The sequence below is a fragment of the Mariniphaga anaerophila genome, from assembly GCF_900129025.1.
GTDB classification, from domain to species: Bacteria; Bacteroidota; Bacteroidia; order Bacteroidales; family Prolixibacteraceae; genus Mariniphaga; species Mariniphaga anaerophila.
This window is the reverse complement of the sequence record NZ_FQUM01000004.1, coordinates 502,098-518,596: the sequence shown is the minus strand read 5'-3', so window position 1 is coordinate 518,596 and position 16,499 is coordinate 502,098. Positions and strand designations below refer to the sequence as shown.

The following is a 16,499-nucleotide window of genomic DNA, read 5'->3' as shown; positions in this document are numbered from 1 at the left end:
TGTTCGTTCTGGAATAGAAATTTAAGTTAAACCCGGGAAATGAACAGAATACTCGTAGAATTTGCACATCCGGCCATTCAAAAGTCGCGCATAAACAGACGGTTGATTCAAGCTGTAAAAGAGCTGGAAAATGTAACATTGAATGATTTGTACGAAAAGTACCCCGACTTTTTTATCGACGTAAAAAAAGAGCAGCAACTACTTTTGGAACATGATATTATTGTTTGGCACCATCCGTTTTATTGGTACAGCGCACCGGCGTTGCTCAAAGAGTGGATGGACCTTGTTCTGGTGCATGGTTGGGCTTACGGCGAACACGGTAGAATGTTGGAAGGGAAAACCGTTCTTTCGGTAATTTCTACCGGCGGGCGCCTCGAAGTTTATAGTAAAGAGGGACGAAACCGTTTTTCTATTCAGGAATTTTTGGTGCCTTTTAAACAGTCTGCCAATTTATGCCGGATGGAGTATTTGCCACCGTTTGTGGTTCATGGGGCGCACACCATCAGCGATAACGAGATTTCTGAGTATGCAGAAAACTATAAAAAGGCGCTGACCATGTTGCGAAGCGATGCGGTTGACCGCGACAGGTTGATGAAGGCTGCTTATTTTAACGATCTAATAGAATAATATGTACAATCAGGATTTTTTCTTTCAGGCGTTAATTTATCTTTTGGCGGCTGTGGTTTCGGTTCCGCTGGCCAAAAAACTGGGGCTTGTTTCTGTGCTTGGGTATTTGGCAGCCGGGATTATTATCGGGCCGTTTGTGCTTGGGTTAGTGGGGCGGGAGGCCACAGATGTGATGCACTTTGCGGAGTTTGGCGTTGTGCTGATGCTGTTTGTTATCGGGCTTGAGCTGGAACCGGCGTTGCTTTGGAAAATGCGAAAATCTATTTTCGGGCTGGGCGGATTACAGGTTTTACTCACTTCGGTGGTTATCGGAGCAGTGGCACTTGCTTTTGGCTTTCGCCTGAATCGTGCAGTCGGAATCGGTCTGATTCTGGCGCTTTCATCTACTGCAATTGTTTTGCAAACACTAACCGAAAAAGGGCTTATCAGAAACACTGCCGGGAAATCGGCATTTGCGGTCCTTCTTTTTCAGGATATTATGGTTGTTCCAATTCTCGCAATCATTCCTGTACTGGCGGCTTTCAACGCGCCCGGAAATCTGGATAATACTCAGTTGGATAAGCTGACGGGAGTAGCTGCATTGCCCGGGTGGGCTCAGCTTCTGGTCATTATTGCGGCAATCGCCGGTATTATATTTTTGGGGCGGTTTGTCTCCAAACACATTTTTCGGTTTATTGCCGAAACCAACTTGCACGAAGTTTTTACGGCCATGGCGCTGTTGCTGGTTATCGGAATCGCCCTGGCTATGGATGCCATTGGTCTGTCTCCGGCACTTGGAACTTTTATTGCCGGGGTGGTACTGGCCGACAGCGAATACCGGCACGAGCTGGAGGCCACAATCGACCCGTTTAAAGGGCTGCTTTTGGGGCTGTTTTTTATTTCGGTTGGCGCAAGTATAAATTTCATGCTGTTTATTGAGGATCCACTTCGGATAATTGGTTACGTTTTGTTGCTGGTATTGCTGAAATTTCTGGTGTTGCTAGCATTGGGCAGATTTTTCAGACTGAAAAAAGGGTATGAATTTCTGTTCGCATTTTTGCTTGCGCAGTCCAGTGAGTTTGCTTTTGTTTTGATTTCATTTTCTAGACAGAGCCAGCTTTTTGAAGAAAAAACGGGGGGGCTTCTATTGCTGGTTGTGACACTCTCCATGGCTTTGTCGCCTCTTCTTTTATTGTTTAACGACAAGGCCGTGAGCCCGATTCTGGCCCGGTGGCAAAATAAAATTGAATTTGATGAGGTGGAAGCTCAGGAAAAGCCGATAATCCTGGCCGGGTTTGGTAGGTTTGGCCTGGTTGTAGGGCGCCTGCTGCTGGCAAACGGCTTTAAAATTACCATTATTGATAGCAATCCGTCTAATATTGAGGTATTGAGAAAGTTTGGATTCAAACTGTATTACGGCGATGTAACCCGTCCGCAGGTGCTCGAAAATGCCGGAATTGCCAACGCCCGGTTACTGATTTTAAGTATGGCCGAATATGAGAATGCCCTGGAAGTTGCCCGGTATGTCAGAAAAAAATATCCCGAAGTAGAAATTTTGGCGCGTGCCAAAGATATTTTTCATGCATTTGAATTTGTTAAACTGAACGTAAAAACGGTTCAGCGGGAAATGTTTAACTCAGGCCTCGAAATGGGGACAAAAGCGCTTGAATATCTGGGGTTCTCCCGATACGAAGCTTACCGCTCGGCACGTATGTTTAAACATCACGAAGAAGAGGTGTTTATGGAATTGTACGAACACTGGCTTGAAGATCATTCTCAGTTTGTTCAGGAGACACGCCGGTTTTCGGAGCAACTTTCTGAAACACTGGAGGCAGAGAAGAAAGTATCCATTTACGAAACAGATTGCGCTTGGGATGTGGAATCCATAAGAGAAGAGGCCGCCGCAACCCTAAAGTCAAAATAGCCGTATTAAATTAGACTATTTCTAAATTGGTGGAATATCAATAAAAGAAGATTTTTGGCATGTCTGCATTTAAATAAATATCTAAATTTGCAACCTGTAAATAGCAAAATGTTGTGGTTGATACCGTGATTAGACATAAGGGGTTTGTTAAAAGGGTTACAGGTACATCCTTGATTGTTAGTATTGTAAATAAGTCGGCCTGCTCTTCTTGTCATGCAAACGGAGCTTGTAGTGTGGCAGACTTTCAGGAGAAGGAAATAGAAATTCCTTATGTCGGGGAAAAACATGTTCCCGGGCAGGTAGTGACTATTTTATTTCGGGAATCAGCGGGCTTTAAAGCATTGTTTTACGGCTATATTTTCCCATTTCTGCTTGTAATGCTTACCTTAATTTTGGTTTCTGTTACCACAAAAAATGAAGCGCTGGCAGGGTTGTCTGCCCTGGGAATTCTGGCACCATATTATATAACATTATATTTTTTTCGACAACATTTAAAAAAAGTATTCAAATTCGAACTGGAAGAAATTAATTAACAATGAGTGTTACAGTTATATATACAATTGCCACGCTGAGTATCATCGGGACTTCTGCGGCGGTTATCCTTTTTTTCGTTGCCCGGAAATTCAAAGTTTATGAAGATCCGCGCATCGACGAAGTAGAAGGAAGTTTGCCCGGTGCCAATTGCGGTGGATGTGGGTATGCCGGTTGCCGCGCTTTTGCTGAAGCTTGTGTAAAGGCTGCCGATTTAAATGATCTGAACTGTCCGGTTGGCGGGAACGACACCATGGGCAGTGTGGCCGGAATTTTGGGGCTTGAAGCGGTAAAAAAGGAAGCGCGGGTTGCGTTTATCCGTTGTAACGGAACATGCGATCATCGCCCGAAAACAAACATTTTTGATGGAGCCGATACCTGTGCAATAGCTGCATCGGTTTACAGTGGGGAAACCGACTGCCAGTGGGGATGTTTGGGATACGGAGACTGCTTTACCGCTTGTGAGTTTGATGCAATTGAGTTGCGCGCAGACCTTGGCGTTCCTAAAATTATTGACGATAAATGCGTGGCCTGCGGCGCTTGCGTTGATGCGTGTCCGAAAAATCTGATTGAATTACGGAAGAAATTTCCGAAAGATAGAAAAGTGGTTGTTGCCTGCCGAAATCAGGACAAAGGCGGAGTGGCAAGGAAAGCTTGCAGCACGGCCTGCATTGGTTGCGGTAAGTGTGAGAAAGAATGTAAGTTCGACGCCATTACCATAGAAAACAACCTGGCATTTATCGATTCAGACAAATGTAAATTGTGCCGCAAGTGCGTTTCGGTTTGTCCGACAAATGCCATTACCGAAGAAAATTTTCCTCCCCGGAAAATTAAAGAAGAAAAGAAAGAAGAGTGTAGTACTGCAAAATAAATCGGAATGTTAAAAACGTTCAAAAAAGGAGGCGTTCATCCGCCAGAAAATAAGCTATCGGCAGGTAAATCCATCGAGGTTTTGCCACTTCCTGCCTCGGTTTTTATCCCGGTTGCCCAGCACATTGGTGCACCGGCCACTCCGGTTGTTGGCCGTGGCGACGTGGTAAAAGTAGGTCAGATAATTGCCAAAAGCAGCAGTTTCGTCTCTACTAATATTCATTCTTCTGTTTCTGGTAAAGTGAAGAAGGTCGACTTTCAGGCCGACAGCTCCGGGTACCCGAAACAGGGAATTTTGATTGATGTGGACGGCGATGAGTGGATTGAAGATATTGATCGTTCAGAAGATCTGAAAAAAGATTTTGACCTGAGCGGAGAAGAGATTGTAAAAAAGATTCAGGATGCCGGGATTGTCGGACTCGGTGGAGCTACTTTTCCAACGCATGTAAAACTTGTTCCGCCTAAAGGAATGAAGGCCGATATTCTGTTGATAAACGGCGTGGAATGCGAACCCTACCTGACATCAGACCACCGTTTGATGCTGGAAAAAACCGATGAAATACTGGTTGGAATACAACTTCTGATGAAGGCTCTTTCAGTTGATAAAGCCGTAATCGGAATTGAAAACAATAAGCCTGACGCAATTCAACGGCTCACAGAAAAAACAAAAGAGTATAACGGAGTCAGCGTTGCTCCCCTGAAAGTAAAATATCCGCAGGGCGGCGAAAAACAGCTAATTAAAGCGGTTACCGGACGCGAAGTTCCTTCAGGGGCTCTTCCTATTGCTGTTGGTGCGGTAGTCAGTAATGTTGGAACTGCATTTGCCGTTTACGAAGCCATTCAGAAAAACAAACCACTGTTTGAACGTGTGGTTACAGTTACCGGAAAAGCGTTGGCTAATCCGTCGAATTTTCGGGTGAGGATTGGAACAGCAACATCTGCATTAGTGGATGCTGCGGGTGGCCTGCCCGAAGATTCAGGAAAAGTTATTAGCGGCGGCCCAATGATGGGAAGGGCGATTGCATCGCTTGATGTTCCGGTTACAAAGGGTACTTCCGGTATCCTTTTAATGGAGAAGAACGAGTCCACACGCGAAGAAATGAATACCTGTATCCGTTGTTCGCGATGCGTTTCTGCTTGTCCGATGGGACTGGAACCATTCCTGTTGATGACCCTTTCGGAAAAACAGATTTTCGACCGGGCAGAAGATGACAAAATTATGGATTGTATAGAGTGTGGCTCATGCAGTTACACGTGTCCTGCCAACCGGCCTTTGCTCGATTATATCCGGTTTGGAAAAGGGAAAGTAGGACAAATAATTCGTTCACGAAAAAAATAATCAAAACTGATAATGAGTAATTTACTAACAGTTTCACCATCGCCACACGTCCATACCGACGATTCTACCCGAAAAATAATGTACCGGGTGGTTTACGCCATGATTCCGGCGCTTATATGGTCAGTGTTTGTTTTTGGGCTGGATGCACTGCGCGTTACACTGATTGCAGTTGCTGCTTGTCTTGCCTTTGAGTACCTGATTCAAAAATACCTGATGAAGGTTACTCCGTCGGTTTCTGACGGCTCTGCATTAATAACAGGTATTCTTCTGGCATTTAACGTTCCGTCGGGTATCCCGTGGTGGATAATTGTAATAGGTTCGCTTGCCGCCATGGGAATTGGCAAGCTTTCGTTTGGAGGACTGGGAAACAACATTTTTAACCCGGCACTTGTGGGAAGGGTTTTCATGCTGATTTCGTTTCCTGCACAAATGACTTCCTGGCCATCAATCAGGTCGGCCGGTGTGGATTCGCTGACCTCAGCAACTCCACTTGGAGTTATTAAAGAAGGTTTGTCAAACGGTCTTTCTGTTTCTGAAATTTCAAAAAGTTTGCCTTCTCAGGTTGATATGATGCTTGGTAGCATGGGCGGTTCACTTGGTGAAGTGTCTGCGCTGCTTCTGATTATTGGCGGATTGTATATGTTATACAAGAAGGTAATTACATGGCATATTCCGGTTGCAGTGCTGGCAAGCGTTGGTATTATTGCAACTGCTTTCTGGCTGGTTGATCCGCAGAGCTACGTAAGCCCGGGGTACCATTTGTTTTCGGGTGGTTTAATGCTCGGCGCTATTTTTATGGCTACCGACATGGTAACCTCGCCGATGAACCCAAAGGGACAAATCATTTATGGTGTTGGAATAGGAGTAATAACAATTAGTATCCGAATGTTTGGTTCATATCCTGAAGGCATTTCATTCGCGATTTTAATAATGAATGCGTTTACGCCACTTATAAACACCTATGTTAAACCGAAACGATTTGGAGGGAAGTAAAAATGGCAAAACGCGAATCGACATTTATTAATATGGTTTTAACCCTTTTTGTGGTAACGTTTATTGCGGCGGCTGCGTTGGGGTTTGTGTATGATTTTACAAAAGATGCCATTGAAGTGGCAAAAATGAAGGCTCAGAGCGAAGCTATAAAAAAAGTGCTCCCGGAATTTGACGAATTGGGAGATGTCTGCAAAGTTGCAGTCGCTTCCGCTTCAGACAGCGTGGAGGTTTTTCCTGCCTACAAAGGCGACAAGCTGGTTGGTGTGGCGGTAAAAACTTATACAAATAAAGGGTTTAGCGGTTTTATCTCTATTATGGCCGGAATTGATACTTCCGGAAAGCTTTTCGGGTACGAAGTTCTCGAACATTCCGAAACGCCGGGGCTGGGCTCTAAAATGGCTGACTGGTTTCGTAATTCGGAAAAACCCGGACAGAATGTAATCGGCAAAAGCCCCGAATCTTCAAAATTTGAAGTATCCAAAGATGGTGGAGACATCGACGCCATAACCGCTTCAACAATTACTTCACGCGCATTTTTGGATGCGATGGTGAGAGCATTTGAAGCATACGATGTAGAAAGTGAACAACTGAAGATTAAAAATACAAGCTTATGAATCAGTGGAAGAATTTTTCAAAAGGATTTTTAAAAGAAAACCCGGTATTTGTGTTGCTGCTGGGAATGTGCCCCACACTGGGGGTAACTTCTTCTGCAATAAACGGGTTGGGAATGGGACTGGCAACAACCTTTGTTTTGTTAATGTCTAACATGGTAATTTCATTGGTAAAAAATCAGATTCCCGATAAAGTGCGTATCCCAAGTTTTATTGTGATTATTGCTGCTTTTGTAACCGTGGTTCAGCTTGTAATGCAGGCTTACGTGCCTTCGTTATATAAAAGCCTGGGGTTATTTATTCCTCTTATTGTGGTAAACTGCATTGTGTTAGGCCGTGCCGAAGCATTTGCGTCTAAAAACAACGTGGTTTCTTCTGCTTTCGACGGGCTGGGCATTGGCCTGGGATTTACATTTGCCCTGGTATTGCTTGGCGGAATCAGAGAAGTGCTGGGCAGCGGCAAGCTTTTCAATATCACCATTTATTCTGAAAATTATGTAACCCTGTTGTTTGTGCTGGCTCCCGGTGCATTTATTGTTTTGGGTTATTTAATTGCCATTATCAATCGCATTAAAAAGAACTAGGAGGGTAGAGTATGAACTATTTGGTAATTGTAATCGGAGCAATACTTGTAAACAACATCGTTTTAATGCAGTTCCTTGGAATCTGCCCTTTTCTGGGGGTTTCCAAACGACTTTCTACTGCAATTGGAATGGCGGGTGCCGTAGCTTTTGTTATGGTGCTGGCAACGATAGTAACTTATTTGGTACAAACATACGTTCTCGACGCATTTGGACTGGCCTTTTTGCAAACCATTGCATTTATTCTGATTATCGCGTCGCTGGTGCAGCTTGTGGAAATTATTCTGAAAAAAGTTAGTCCGGCGCTGTATCAGGCGTTGGGGATTTTTCTGCCGCTTATTACAACCAACTGTGCTATTTTGGGGGTTGCAATTCTGACCATCCAAAAAGATTTTAACCTGTTGGAAGGTGTGGTTTTTGCCGTTTCAAATGCCATCGGTTTTGGCTTGGCATTGCTGCTCTTTGCCGGTATTCGCGAACATCTCGATTTGCAAAATATTCCAAAAGGGCTAAAAGGAACTCCAATTGCGTTGATTACCGCAGGTATTCTGGCAATGGCTTTTATGGGTTTCTCCGGGTTGGTTTAGAAAGCTCCTGTCTTCGAAATAGCGCTCCCTTTTTGCATTCATAATAAATGCAATGCCGTTTGGATTTTGCTTTTTTTATTGCCAATTTTATACGGAAAATTTGAAAAGCAAAAGGATGAAACAACTAGTGGTTTTTGTTTTTGTGACTTTTTTGGGGTTGGCAAATGCAACAGCGCAGTTTATTTTGCATTCTGATTTTTATGAAGTAAAACAGGCTGTTGAGCTTTTAGACTTTAACCGAAGACATTCGGGTACCAATAAGGCATCTCTAGCTGAGAGAGACATTAAAGGTTCTCCTTTCATGAATGATGAGTTTATTGAAGGCTCCATTTACACAACATCGAAAACTCAGTTTGCCGGAGTTCCTTTGCGCTACAATATTTATAACGACCAGATTGAATTCAAAGTAGGCGAAAATCCTGCTCAGGCACTGGCTACTCCCGAGATTGTCGAGAAGATTGAATTTGGGGATTATTTGCTGGAGTATGCTCCTTTTTTGAGCGCAAAAAAAATAGCTCGCGGATTTTTCGTGGTGTTGGAAAAAGGTACGGTTACGTTGTATGCACGGCCGAGAGTTGCATTTGAACAGGCCAAAAAGCCGGAAGCCTACCAGGATGCAGTTCCTGCCCGTTTTTTAAAACGGCCCGATGATTATTACATCAGGGTAGGGAAGGAATCAGCAGTACTTATTGCAAATAAGAAGGGTCTGGAAGACATTTTTCCGGAGCATAAAAAAGAGGTTTCCAACTTTATAAAAAAGCACAAAGTGAAAGTGAATAAGCCTGAAACATTAAAAGAGTTGGTGCAGTTTTATAATTCGCTTTGAAGTTTTTCCACAAGAACACATTTTTTCTAAACAGTAATTTTGGGTTAACAATAACATACAAACTGACAGCGCTATGAAGTATCCGTATTTAATGTTTTGTATCCTGTTTTTTCCGATTCTCTCTTATGGACAAAAAGAATATATTTTGTTTGACAGCACGGCCACTGTAGGTATAAAACTGATAGATAACGGAGAACAGAAAAATTCAATGTTCTGTCAGGTGAAGAAACGCGACAGTATTATTACGTACTCTCCCTATGATTTGCAAGAATATGGATTTAACAAAGGCCCGGTTTACGTTTCCAGGGATATTCAAAAAGCAGGCTCTTCAAAAAAAGTTTTTCTTGAATGTTTGCAAAGGGGAAAGACAACTTTGTATTATTATAAAGGCGATAATATTCAAACTTTTTTCATCGAAAATGATAATGCACAGTTGGTTGAGCTTCCTAAGCGCAATTCGCAAAATGTCGACTATTCCAAACAATTATTGAACATTACAAAAGATTGCTCTAATGTTGCGGATGCATGTGAACTGTCACGCTACTCAAAAAAATCGTTGTCGAAGCTGATAGAAAGATATAATAATTGTGAGTTGAAGCCTTTCCCGCATTTCAGATACGGAGTCATAGCCGGCTATGAGTTTTCTCGTGTGATTTTTTCCAATGATGAAAATCTGATCGAGTTTTTTAGCTATTTAGACTATTTTGATAATACTCGCGATGGCAGTTTTTCGTCAGGGATATTTATCGATAATCCGATTCTTGCATCCGACTTTTCTTTACATGTTGAATTGCTGTTCGCTAAACACAGATATTCGTACAGCCATTCATCCGAGAACAATAATTTTAATTTGGTTTCCAATAATACTAAAATAAATGTTCCGGTTCTTGTCAGGTATTCTTATCCGTCAAATACTATTCGTCCGTTCATAAACACGGGGCTAAGTGGTTCATATTTAATAAAAAGAGAAACGTCGTTGTATGAGCCTGCTATCGAGTCAAATATAAGCGCAAACAAAACTAGTCTGAATTCATTAATCGACCAGTATATGCTTGGGTATGTGTTTGGTGCAGGTCTGGAATATAAACTCAATTTTAGGAATTCACTTTTTTTTGAGTTGAGATACGTTCATCAATATGGATTATCCAATCCTGGATCAGCACAACTTGTTGGTTTAAATCTATTAACAGGAATAAGCTTCTAAATACAAAAAGCAGTAAAACAATTGTTTTATTGTTAATTGCTTAATCATTCTGCTATAAGTTGCTGTAACGCAAAAAATAGTTTATCTCGATGCAACATTTAATTTTCCCGGTCGTCATTAAAACAGAACCGAAACAAATTGGAGAAACAGTATCAAAATATCCATCAGAAACTGATTGATTTGTGCAGGGAAGGAAACCAGAAAGCACAGTTTCAGTTGTACAAGTTGTACTACAGATCGATGTACAGTGTTAGTTTGCGGATTGTGAATGATGATGCTGAAGCCGAAGATGTTATGCAGGAAGCATTTCTGAAGGCGTTCAAAAAAATGGACACTTACAAAGGAGAAGTGAGTTTTGGTGCATGGCTGAAAAAAATTGTGGTGAATAGTTCTTTGGATCATTTGAAAAAAAAGAGGGCACAACTGGTTGAAATGGATGAGTCTGTAAACGCGCTTCCCGAAGAAAATGAAGCGCCGGGAGAAGTAGACGTGGCGCAGATACAAAAAGCTATTAGAAGTTTGCCCGATGGTTACCGAACAGTGCTCAGTCTTTATTTGATTGAAGGGTACGATCACGATGAAATTAGCCAGATACTGGGGGTTAGTAATTCAGCGTCGCGCACGCAGTATTCGAGAGCCAAAAATAAATTGAGGGAATTGTTGAAAGAGAAAAAAATATTTTTATACAACTGACAATGAGTGAGAAAGATTATATAGAAGAATTGATTTTGAATAACATGGAGGAATTGAACCAGAATGAGCCTCCTGCCGGTCATTTTGAACGGTTTCAAAATAAGCTGGAAGAAGCAAATCAGAAAAAGAAAGCTTTTCCTTTTAAATGGATTTGGAAAGCTGCTGCTGCCGCCGTTTTTGCTTTTCTGGTAATAAATCAGGCCGTTATATGGTTTGCACCGGAAAGCGGAGGCGAACATGGTGAGTCTGCATCAACAGGAATGACGCTGGCTTCGGTCTCTCCGGAATACGAAGAGGTGGAATTTTATTACACATCTGCAATTAGTGGCGGGCTGAATCAATGGGAAAGACTCGTTGCCGAAGGATTGATTTCGGAGGAAGAACAGCAGATGATGAATGGCGAGTTAGAAGAGTTTGAAGAGGTTTTTAAGAAACTGCAGGCAGATCTTTCTGCCAATCCCGAAGACGGCAGGGTTATTAACGCCATGATTGAATATTACCAGACTAAGCTTAGTTTAATAAATATGATTGTAGAGAAGTTGGAAGAAGTGAAACAAAAAACCAATACAGATTATGAAGCAGAAAGTTAAATTTTTTGCCTGCCTGTTTTTTCTTGTTGTTTGGGCTTCGGGGATGGAAGCTGTTGCAGCAAAAAAGGCAAAAGAATATCACGAATCGTGGCCTTCAAACAGTGTGACCACGTTGGAAATCAGCAATAAATTTGGAGATGTAAATGTCGCATACAAAGGTGGTAGCAATGTTACGGTTGACGTAATTATTACTGTTGAGTCTTCCAATGAGCGGAAGATAGACGATTTGCTGGAGCAGATTAGCGTTAGTTTCAGTAAAACCGGAAATACTGTTACTGCGGAGACTCATTTTAGCCGGGGATTCAGTACACGGTTGCAGTTCAGTGTCGATTACAAGGTAAATATTCCTCCGGACAAAAACCTGAACATCACTAACAAGTATGGAAATGCTTTTGTTAATGAGTTGAATGCCAGTGGAAGCTTCGATATTAGTTACGGTAACTTTGATGCAAATCAGTTGAAAGCGCCTGCCGATGGTTTGGTCGAATTGGAGCTTGCTTACGGAAAAGGAGGCGTTGAATCTGCCAATAACCTTTTGGTGGAAGTACAGTATTCAACCATCAATTTTGGAAATTTGGGCGAACTGGACTTGGATTCAAAGTATTCGATAATCAATATTGACAAGGCGGGTTCGGTAATTGCCGATTCGAAGTACGATACCTTTAATTTCGGGCTGGTGGGTGCGCTTTCGTCAACCACTAAATATACACGGATTAAGGTTCGTGAATTATCGCAAAAACTGATAGTTGACGCCGGCTACGGCGGAATTAAAGTTGATAAGGTGGATGAGAACTTCGAGTCGGTGCAAATAACAAACAGTTACGGGCAAATATCGCTCGGGCTCGGAAATGCCAACTATTTGCTCGACGCCAGTTGCGATTACTGCGGAATTTCATACCCTGAATCCAACTTCTCTGGCAATCGCATTAGCGAAAGACAGATGCGCAAAGTAAACGGAAAAGTAGGAAGCGGAACCGGCGGTACCGTGTTTGTTAAAAGCCGTTACGGACAAATTAATCTCGATTAAAAAAGACTGCCCGGCACAGAAAGCCTTTATGTATTCAGCGCATAAAGGCTTTTTTTTTGCATTGAGAAAAGTTGCGTTGTTAATATTAACAAATAGTTGCTTCTTTAAAATGTTAATAAATAGCGGGTCTGCCGGGGTATTTGATTTGAACAGAATGTTTTGAACCCGGGTCGGAGTCTTTGCCGGAATTCAACTTCAGGGGAAGGTGCCTGTTTTGGATGAAATTTCTTTAACTTTAAGCAAAAATCAAATATTCACTTTTAAACTGAATTATTATGGCTTTTGAATTACCCAAATTACCTTACGAAAAAAATGCGCTGGAACCTTTTATCAGCGAAAAAACCATCGAATTCCACTATGGAAAACACCATCAGGCTTATGTGAACAACCTGAATAACCTGATTCCCGGAACCGAATTTGAAAATGCCTCGCTCGAAGAAATCGTAGAAAAAGCAGAAGGCGGAATTTTTAACAACGGAGCACAGGTTTGGAATCATACGTTTTATTTCTACCAGTTTAGTCCAGCAGGATGCCACGAACCAAAAGAAGATCTGAAAGCTGCCATCGAAGCAAAATGGGGATCTGTTGATGCTTTTAAAGAAGCATTTTCGAAAGCAGCTGCTACTTTGTTTGGCTCAGGATGGGCTTGGTTGGTAAAAACCGCAGCCGGAGACTTGGAAATTGTGCAAACAGGGAATGCCGGAAATCCGTTGCGCGACGGGGAAAAACCGCTGCTTACCTGCGATGTTTGGGAACATGCTTACTACCTCGACAAGCAAAATGCACGGCCAAAGTACATCGAAGACTTCTGGAAAATAGTTGACTGGAAAGTGATTTCAGAACGATTTGCAGGCTAGAATAACTTTGAAGTAGTTTTATTCGCATTCAAAACTAAAGAAAAATGAGTGTAGAAAAAGTATTGGAAACTATGAAAAATGCCGGAAAACCATTGAAAGCCGGCGAAATTGCTGAAGCTTCAGGCCTCGATAAAAAGGAAGTTGATAAAGCAATGAAAGTTTTGAAAGAGGAAGGAACTATTGTTTCTCCCAAACGGTGTTTCTGGGAGCCGAAGTAACGCGTCGTGCGTTACATTATCTGCCTAAAATACCAACAAAAGGGTTAAAAGGAGGGAAGTATGAAAGTGCTTCCCTTCTTTTTTCCCTCCATGTTAACTCTGAATTAACGGCTAAAAACCGTCTCTTTTTGTCTGCAAAAAAGGTATCTGTTTGATAGTGATTGTTTTGGAAAAATAATTATTAATTAATTTTGAATTAATAAAAAAAAATACAAACTTGCACCCATCTAATAACAATTATTATTTAAAATTTACCTAATTGGACTTATTTCTTAAAGATATTGGGGACGTTAGTAATGAAAGTCGACAATACGTTCAGAAAAGAAAGATTGTCTCACTTTTAAACAAATCGGACGCCCCGCTAACCATTCCGGAAGTATGCCAAAAAGTAAGGCTCAGCGTTCCTACCGGAACCCGGCTCATCAACGAACTCATCGACGATAAAATAATAGTAGAATGCGGCAAGCGTGAAACCGAAAACGGCCGTCGCCCATCACTTTATCAAGTAGATACAAGTTACGCCTATTCTGTAGGGGTTGTTGTGGTTTTAAAGGGGCTTTCCCTCTCTATTTTTAATTTGGGCATGGAGGAAGTTTTTTCTGCGGAAAATGAAGACTTTGTTCTTGAAAATACCGAAGAATGCCTGACTGAAGTTACTGCGTTTATTCAACAGTCAATTGAAGAATCGGGGATAGCAGAAAAAAACATTTTGGGAATGGGCATGGGAATAACCGGACGGGTGAACTCAAAAGCAGGGCTTTCATACAATTATTTCAATTTTCTCGACGGGTCTTTAACCGGCTATTTAATGACCCGGTTTTCGTTTCCGGTATATATAGATAACGATACACATTTACTGGGGTTGGCCGAACAGGTTTTCGGAAGAGCCAAAAATGAGAAAAATGCATTTGTGGTTAACCTGAGCCACGGTTTGGGGATGGCAATGATTACCAATGGCGAAATAGTGTTGGGAGACGACGGTTTTGCCGGAGAATTTGGGCACATGCAAATTGTCGATTCTCAAAGGTTGTGCTTCTGTGGAAAACGGGGTTGCCTGGGTACCGAAGTTTCGGGCCATGCACTGGAAGAAATTTTTAAGGAACAGATTGAAGCTGGCGAAACTTCGTTGCTGGCTGCAAAGGCAACCCGGAAGGTAAACTTTAAAATGATACTTGATGCTGCTCAGGAAGGAGATGTCCTTTCTATTTCCCTTGCTCACAATTTGGGTTTCAGGCTTGGCAAAGCATTAGGCAACATTCTAAATCTGTTAAATCCGCATGTGATAATTATTGGGGGAAAATTTGCTCAGGCAAAGGAAATTCTTTTCGATTCAATTAAATCGGGAATGATGCATTCTGCGCTTTCGTTGCCGCTTCGGTCGTGCGAGCTGAAATTTAGTTCTGTTGGAAAAGAAGCCGCAATTAAAGGAGCAGGAGCGCTGACATTAAAAAAAATGAATCTTATATAAAGTGTTGAAATGGATTTGCTTTCCGTTTTTAATATGACTTTCAGCTAATACAATAGAAATGAGCAAAAACAACAGAAGTATTAATATGGGCTATGTCGCATTTATCTCATTTGTGGCGGCATTGGGCGGATTGTTGTTCGGGTACGACACGGCTGTGATATCAGGAACGGTTTCGCAGGTAACAGAACAGTTTGGCCTTAATACAATGCAGGGCGGCTGGTACGTGGGGTGCGCGCTGGTTGGTTCAATCGTTGGTGTAATGTTTGCCGGACGGTTGAGCGATCACCTGGGACGAAAACTTACCATGATTCTTTCGGCGGTACTTTTTACTTCGTCGGCAATTGGCTGTGCTTTTTCGGCAAGCCTGGATCAGCTGGTGTTGTGGCGTATCGTTGGAGGTGCCGGAATAGGAGTTGTTTCGGTTGTGTGCCCGCTGTACATATCGGAAGTATCGCCTGCCTCGCACCGAGGACGGTTGGTTTCGTTGTACCAACTTGCCATTACCGGCGGTTTTTTGGTGGCGTATTTGATTAACTTTTTTCTGTTGAATCTGTCAACCGACATTTCATCGTCAAATGTAACGGTGCAGAAAATTTTTGGAGCAGAACCCTGGCGCGGAATGCTGGGCGCAGAAACGCTGCCTGCTTTGCTCTTTTTTGTGGTAACTTTTCTGATACCCGAAAGCCCGCGTTGGCTGTTGGTTAAAGCAAAGGAAAATCAGGCTACCTCCATTTTATCGAAGATATTTATTACCAAAGAAGATGTTCTGCATCAGATAGCAGAAACAAAACGCATTCTTCAGATGCAAACAGGCACTAAATCAGACTGGAAGGTGCTTATGCAGCCCGGCTTTCGCAAAGCAGTGATTATCGGGAGTGCAATTGCAGTGCTGGGGCAGTTTATGGGAGTTAACGCCGTTCTTTATTACGGGCCGTCAATTTTCGAAAGCAGCGGTTTGTCGAGCGGAGATTCGCTTTTTTACCAATCGTTAATTGGTACCGTAAATATGCTGACAACAGTACTCGCATTATTGATTATTGACAAAGTGGGGCGTAAAATGCTCGTTTATGTGGGCGTTAGCGGAATGATTGTTTCGCTGAGCCTAATCGGTTTTTACTTTGTATTTGCCGATGCGCTGGGATTATCAAGCGTATTCCTGCTGGTGTTTTTTCTTGCTTACATTTTCTTCTGTGCAGCATCAATCAGCGCTGTAATTTTTGTTTTTCTCTCAGAAATGTACCCGACCCGAATCAGGGGGTTTGCCATGTCAATAGCAACACTGTCGTTGTGGATTGGAACCTTTCTGATAGGCCAGCTTACTCCGTGGATGTTGGAAAATCTTACTCCGGCAGGAACATTCTTCCTGTTTGCGGTAATGTGTTTCCCATACATGTTTATCGTGTGGCGGTTAATGCCTGAAACCACGGGAAAATCACTCGAAGAAATTGAATTGTTTTGGCTCAAAGACGATAATAAGTAAAGTAATTGAAAGATAGGAGATATGAATTTAAACAACTTAAGCGTGATGTAAAAAGATTTTTGGGCGGTTGTAAAACTACTGACCAGAAGTATTG

The 16,499-nt window shown here is 42.3% G+C and carries 18 protein-coding genes; all 18 read left to right on the top strand.

The genetic code is table 11. From position 1 onward, the window contains the following. Positions 1-39: 39 nt before the first annotated feature. The 18 genes from kefF to BUB08_RS10645 all read left to right on the top strand — a co-directional run bounded on the left by kefF (position 40) and on the right by BUB08_RS10645 (position 16,405). On the top strand, positions 40-627 hold the full coding sequence (kefF, locus tag BUB08_RS10730) for a glutathione-regulated potassium-efflux system oxidoreductase KefF (RefSeq protein WP_073001567.1): 588 nt from the start codon (positions 40-42) through the stop codon (positions 625-627). A 1-nt stretch (position 628) separates the two neighbouring features. Continuing rightward, complete coding sequence (locus tag BUB08_RS10725) at positions 629-2,530, top strand: monovalent cation:proton antiporter-2 (CPA2) family protein (RefSeq protein WP_073001565.1); 1,902 nt, start codon at positions 629-631, stop codon at positions 2,528-2,530. 125 nt (positions 2,531-2,655) lie between these two features. Beyond that, positions 2,656-3,063, top strand: coding sequence for a SoxR reducing system RseC family protein (locus tag BUB08_RS10720; RefSeq protein ID WP_175549991.1), 408 nt, complete (start codon positions 2,656-2,658; stop codon positions 3,061-3,063). Between the two features lie 2 nt (positions 3,064-3,065). Continuing rightward, positions 3,066-3,932, top strand: a complete 867-nt coding sequence (locus BUB08_RS10715) for an RnfABCDGE type electron transport complex subunit B (RefSeq protein WP_073001562.1) — start codon at positions 3,066-3,068, stop codon at positions 3,930-3,932. A 6-nt stretch (positions 3,933-3,938) separates the two neighbouring features. After that, a complete protein-coding gene (gene rsxC / locus BUB08_RS10710) occupies positions 3,939-5,270 on the top strand; it encodes an electron transport complex subunit RsxC (protein ID WP_073001560.1) in 1,332 nt (443 codons plus the stop codon). A 12-nt stretch (positions 5,271-5,282) separates the two neighbouring features. Further along, positions 5,283-6,263, top strand: a complete 981-nt coding sequence (locus tag BUB08_RS10705; RefSeq protein WP_073001558.1) for an RnfABCDGE type electron transport complex subunit D — start codon at positions 5,283-5,285, stop codon at positions 6,261-6,263. A gap of 2 nt (positions 6,264-6,265) precedes the next feature. Then, entirely contained in the window at positions 6,266-6,877 is a 612-nt protein-coding gene (locus BUB08_RS10700) for an RnfABCDGE type electron transport complex subunit G (RefSeq protein WP_073001557.1), read from the top strand. Beyond that, complete coding sequence (gene rsxE / locus BUB08_RS10695) at positions 6,874-7,458, top strand: electron transport complex subunit RsxE (RefSeq protein ID WP_073001555.1); 585 nt, start codon at positions 6,874-6,876, stop codon at positions 7,456-7,458. Before BUB08_RS10700 ends, rsxE begins: the two co-directional genes overlap by 4 nt. A gap of 11 nt (positions 7,459-7,469) precedes the next feature. Further along, positions 7,470-8,042 carry an electron transport complex subunit RsxA gene (gene rsxA, locus BUB08_RS10690; RefSeq protein WP_073001553.1) on the top strand — a complete coding sequence of 191 codons (573 nt, stop codon included), beginning with the start codon at positions 7,470-7,472 and terminating at the stop codon, positions 8,040-8,042. Positions 8,043-8,157: 115 nt separating this feature from the next. Further along, positions 8,158-8,868, top strand: coding sequence for a hypothetical protein (locus BUB08_RS10685; RefSeq protein WP_139249669.1), 711 nt, complete (start codon positions 8,158-8,160; stop codon positions 8,866-8,868). Between the two features lie 73 nt (positions 8,869-8,941). Next, positions 8,942-10,072, top strand: coding sequence for a porin family protein (locus BUB08_RS10680; RefSeq protein ID WP_073001549.1), 1,131 nt, complete (start codon positions 8,942-8,944; stop codon positions 10,070-10,072). A gap of 138 nt (positions 10,073-10,210) precedes the next feature. Next, on the top strand, positions 10,211-10,765 hold the full coding sequence (locus tag BUB08_RS10675) for an RNA polymerase sigma factor (RefSeq protein WP_073001547.1): 555 nt from the start codon (positions 10,211-10,213) through the stop codon (positions 10,763-10,765). A 2-nt stretch (positions 10,766-10,767) separates the two neighbouring features. Then, the gene (locus BUB08_RS10670) at positions 10,768-11,355 is read left to right on the top strand and encodes a hypothetical protein (RefSeq protein WP_073001545.1); all 588 of its coding nucleotides are present in this window, start codon (positions 10,768-10,770) and stop codon (positions 11,353-11,355) included. Then, complete coding sequence (locus tag BUB08_RS10665; protein WP_073001543.1) at positions 11,339-12,382, top strand: hypothetical protein; 1,044 nt, start codon at positions 11,339-11,341, stop codon at positions 12,380-12,382. The genes BUB08_RS10670 and BUB08_RS10665 overlap by 17 nt, the downstream gene beginning before the upstream one ends. A 275-nt stretch (positions 12,383-12,657) precedes the next feature. Next, complete coding sequence (locus BUB08_RS10660) at positions 12,658-13,239, top strand: superoxide dismutase (RefSeq protein WP_073001541.1); 582 nt, start codon at positions 12,658-12,660, stop codon at positions 13,237-13,239. Between the two features lie 44 nt (positions 13,240-13,283). Next, on the top strand, positions 13,284-13,457 hold the full coding sequence (locus BUB08_RS10655; protein WP_073001539.1) for a helix-turn-helix domain-containing protein: 174 nt from the start codon (positions 13,284-13,286) through the stop codon (positions 13,455-13,457). 259 nt (positions 13,458-13,716) lie between these two features. After that, positions 13,717-14,925 (top strand): ROK family protein, encoded by a 1,209-nt coding sequence (locus BUB08_RS10650; RefSeq protein ID WP_073001538.1) that lies wholly within the window; start codon positions 13,717-13,719, stop codon positions 14,923-14,925. A gap of 58 nt (positions 14,926-14,983) precedes the next feature. Further along, positions 14,984-16,405: a sugar porter family MFS transporter gene (locus tag BUB08_RS10645; RefSeq protein ID WP_073001535.1), complete on the top strand. Its 1,422-nt coding sequence runs from the start codon at positions 14,984-14,986 to the stop codon at positions 16,403-16,405. Positions 16,406-16,499 lie beyond the last annotated feature (94 nt).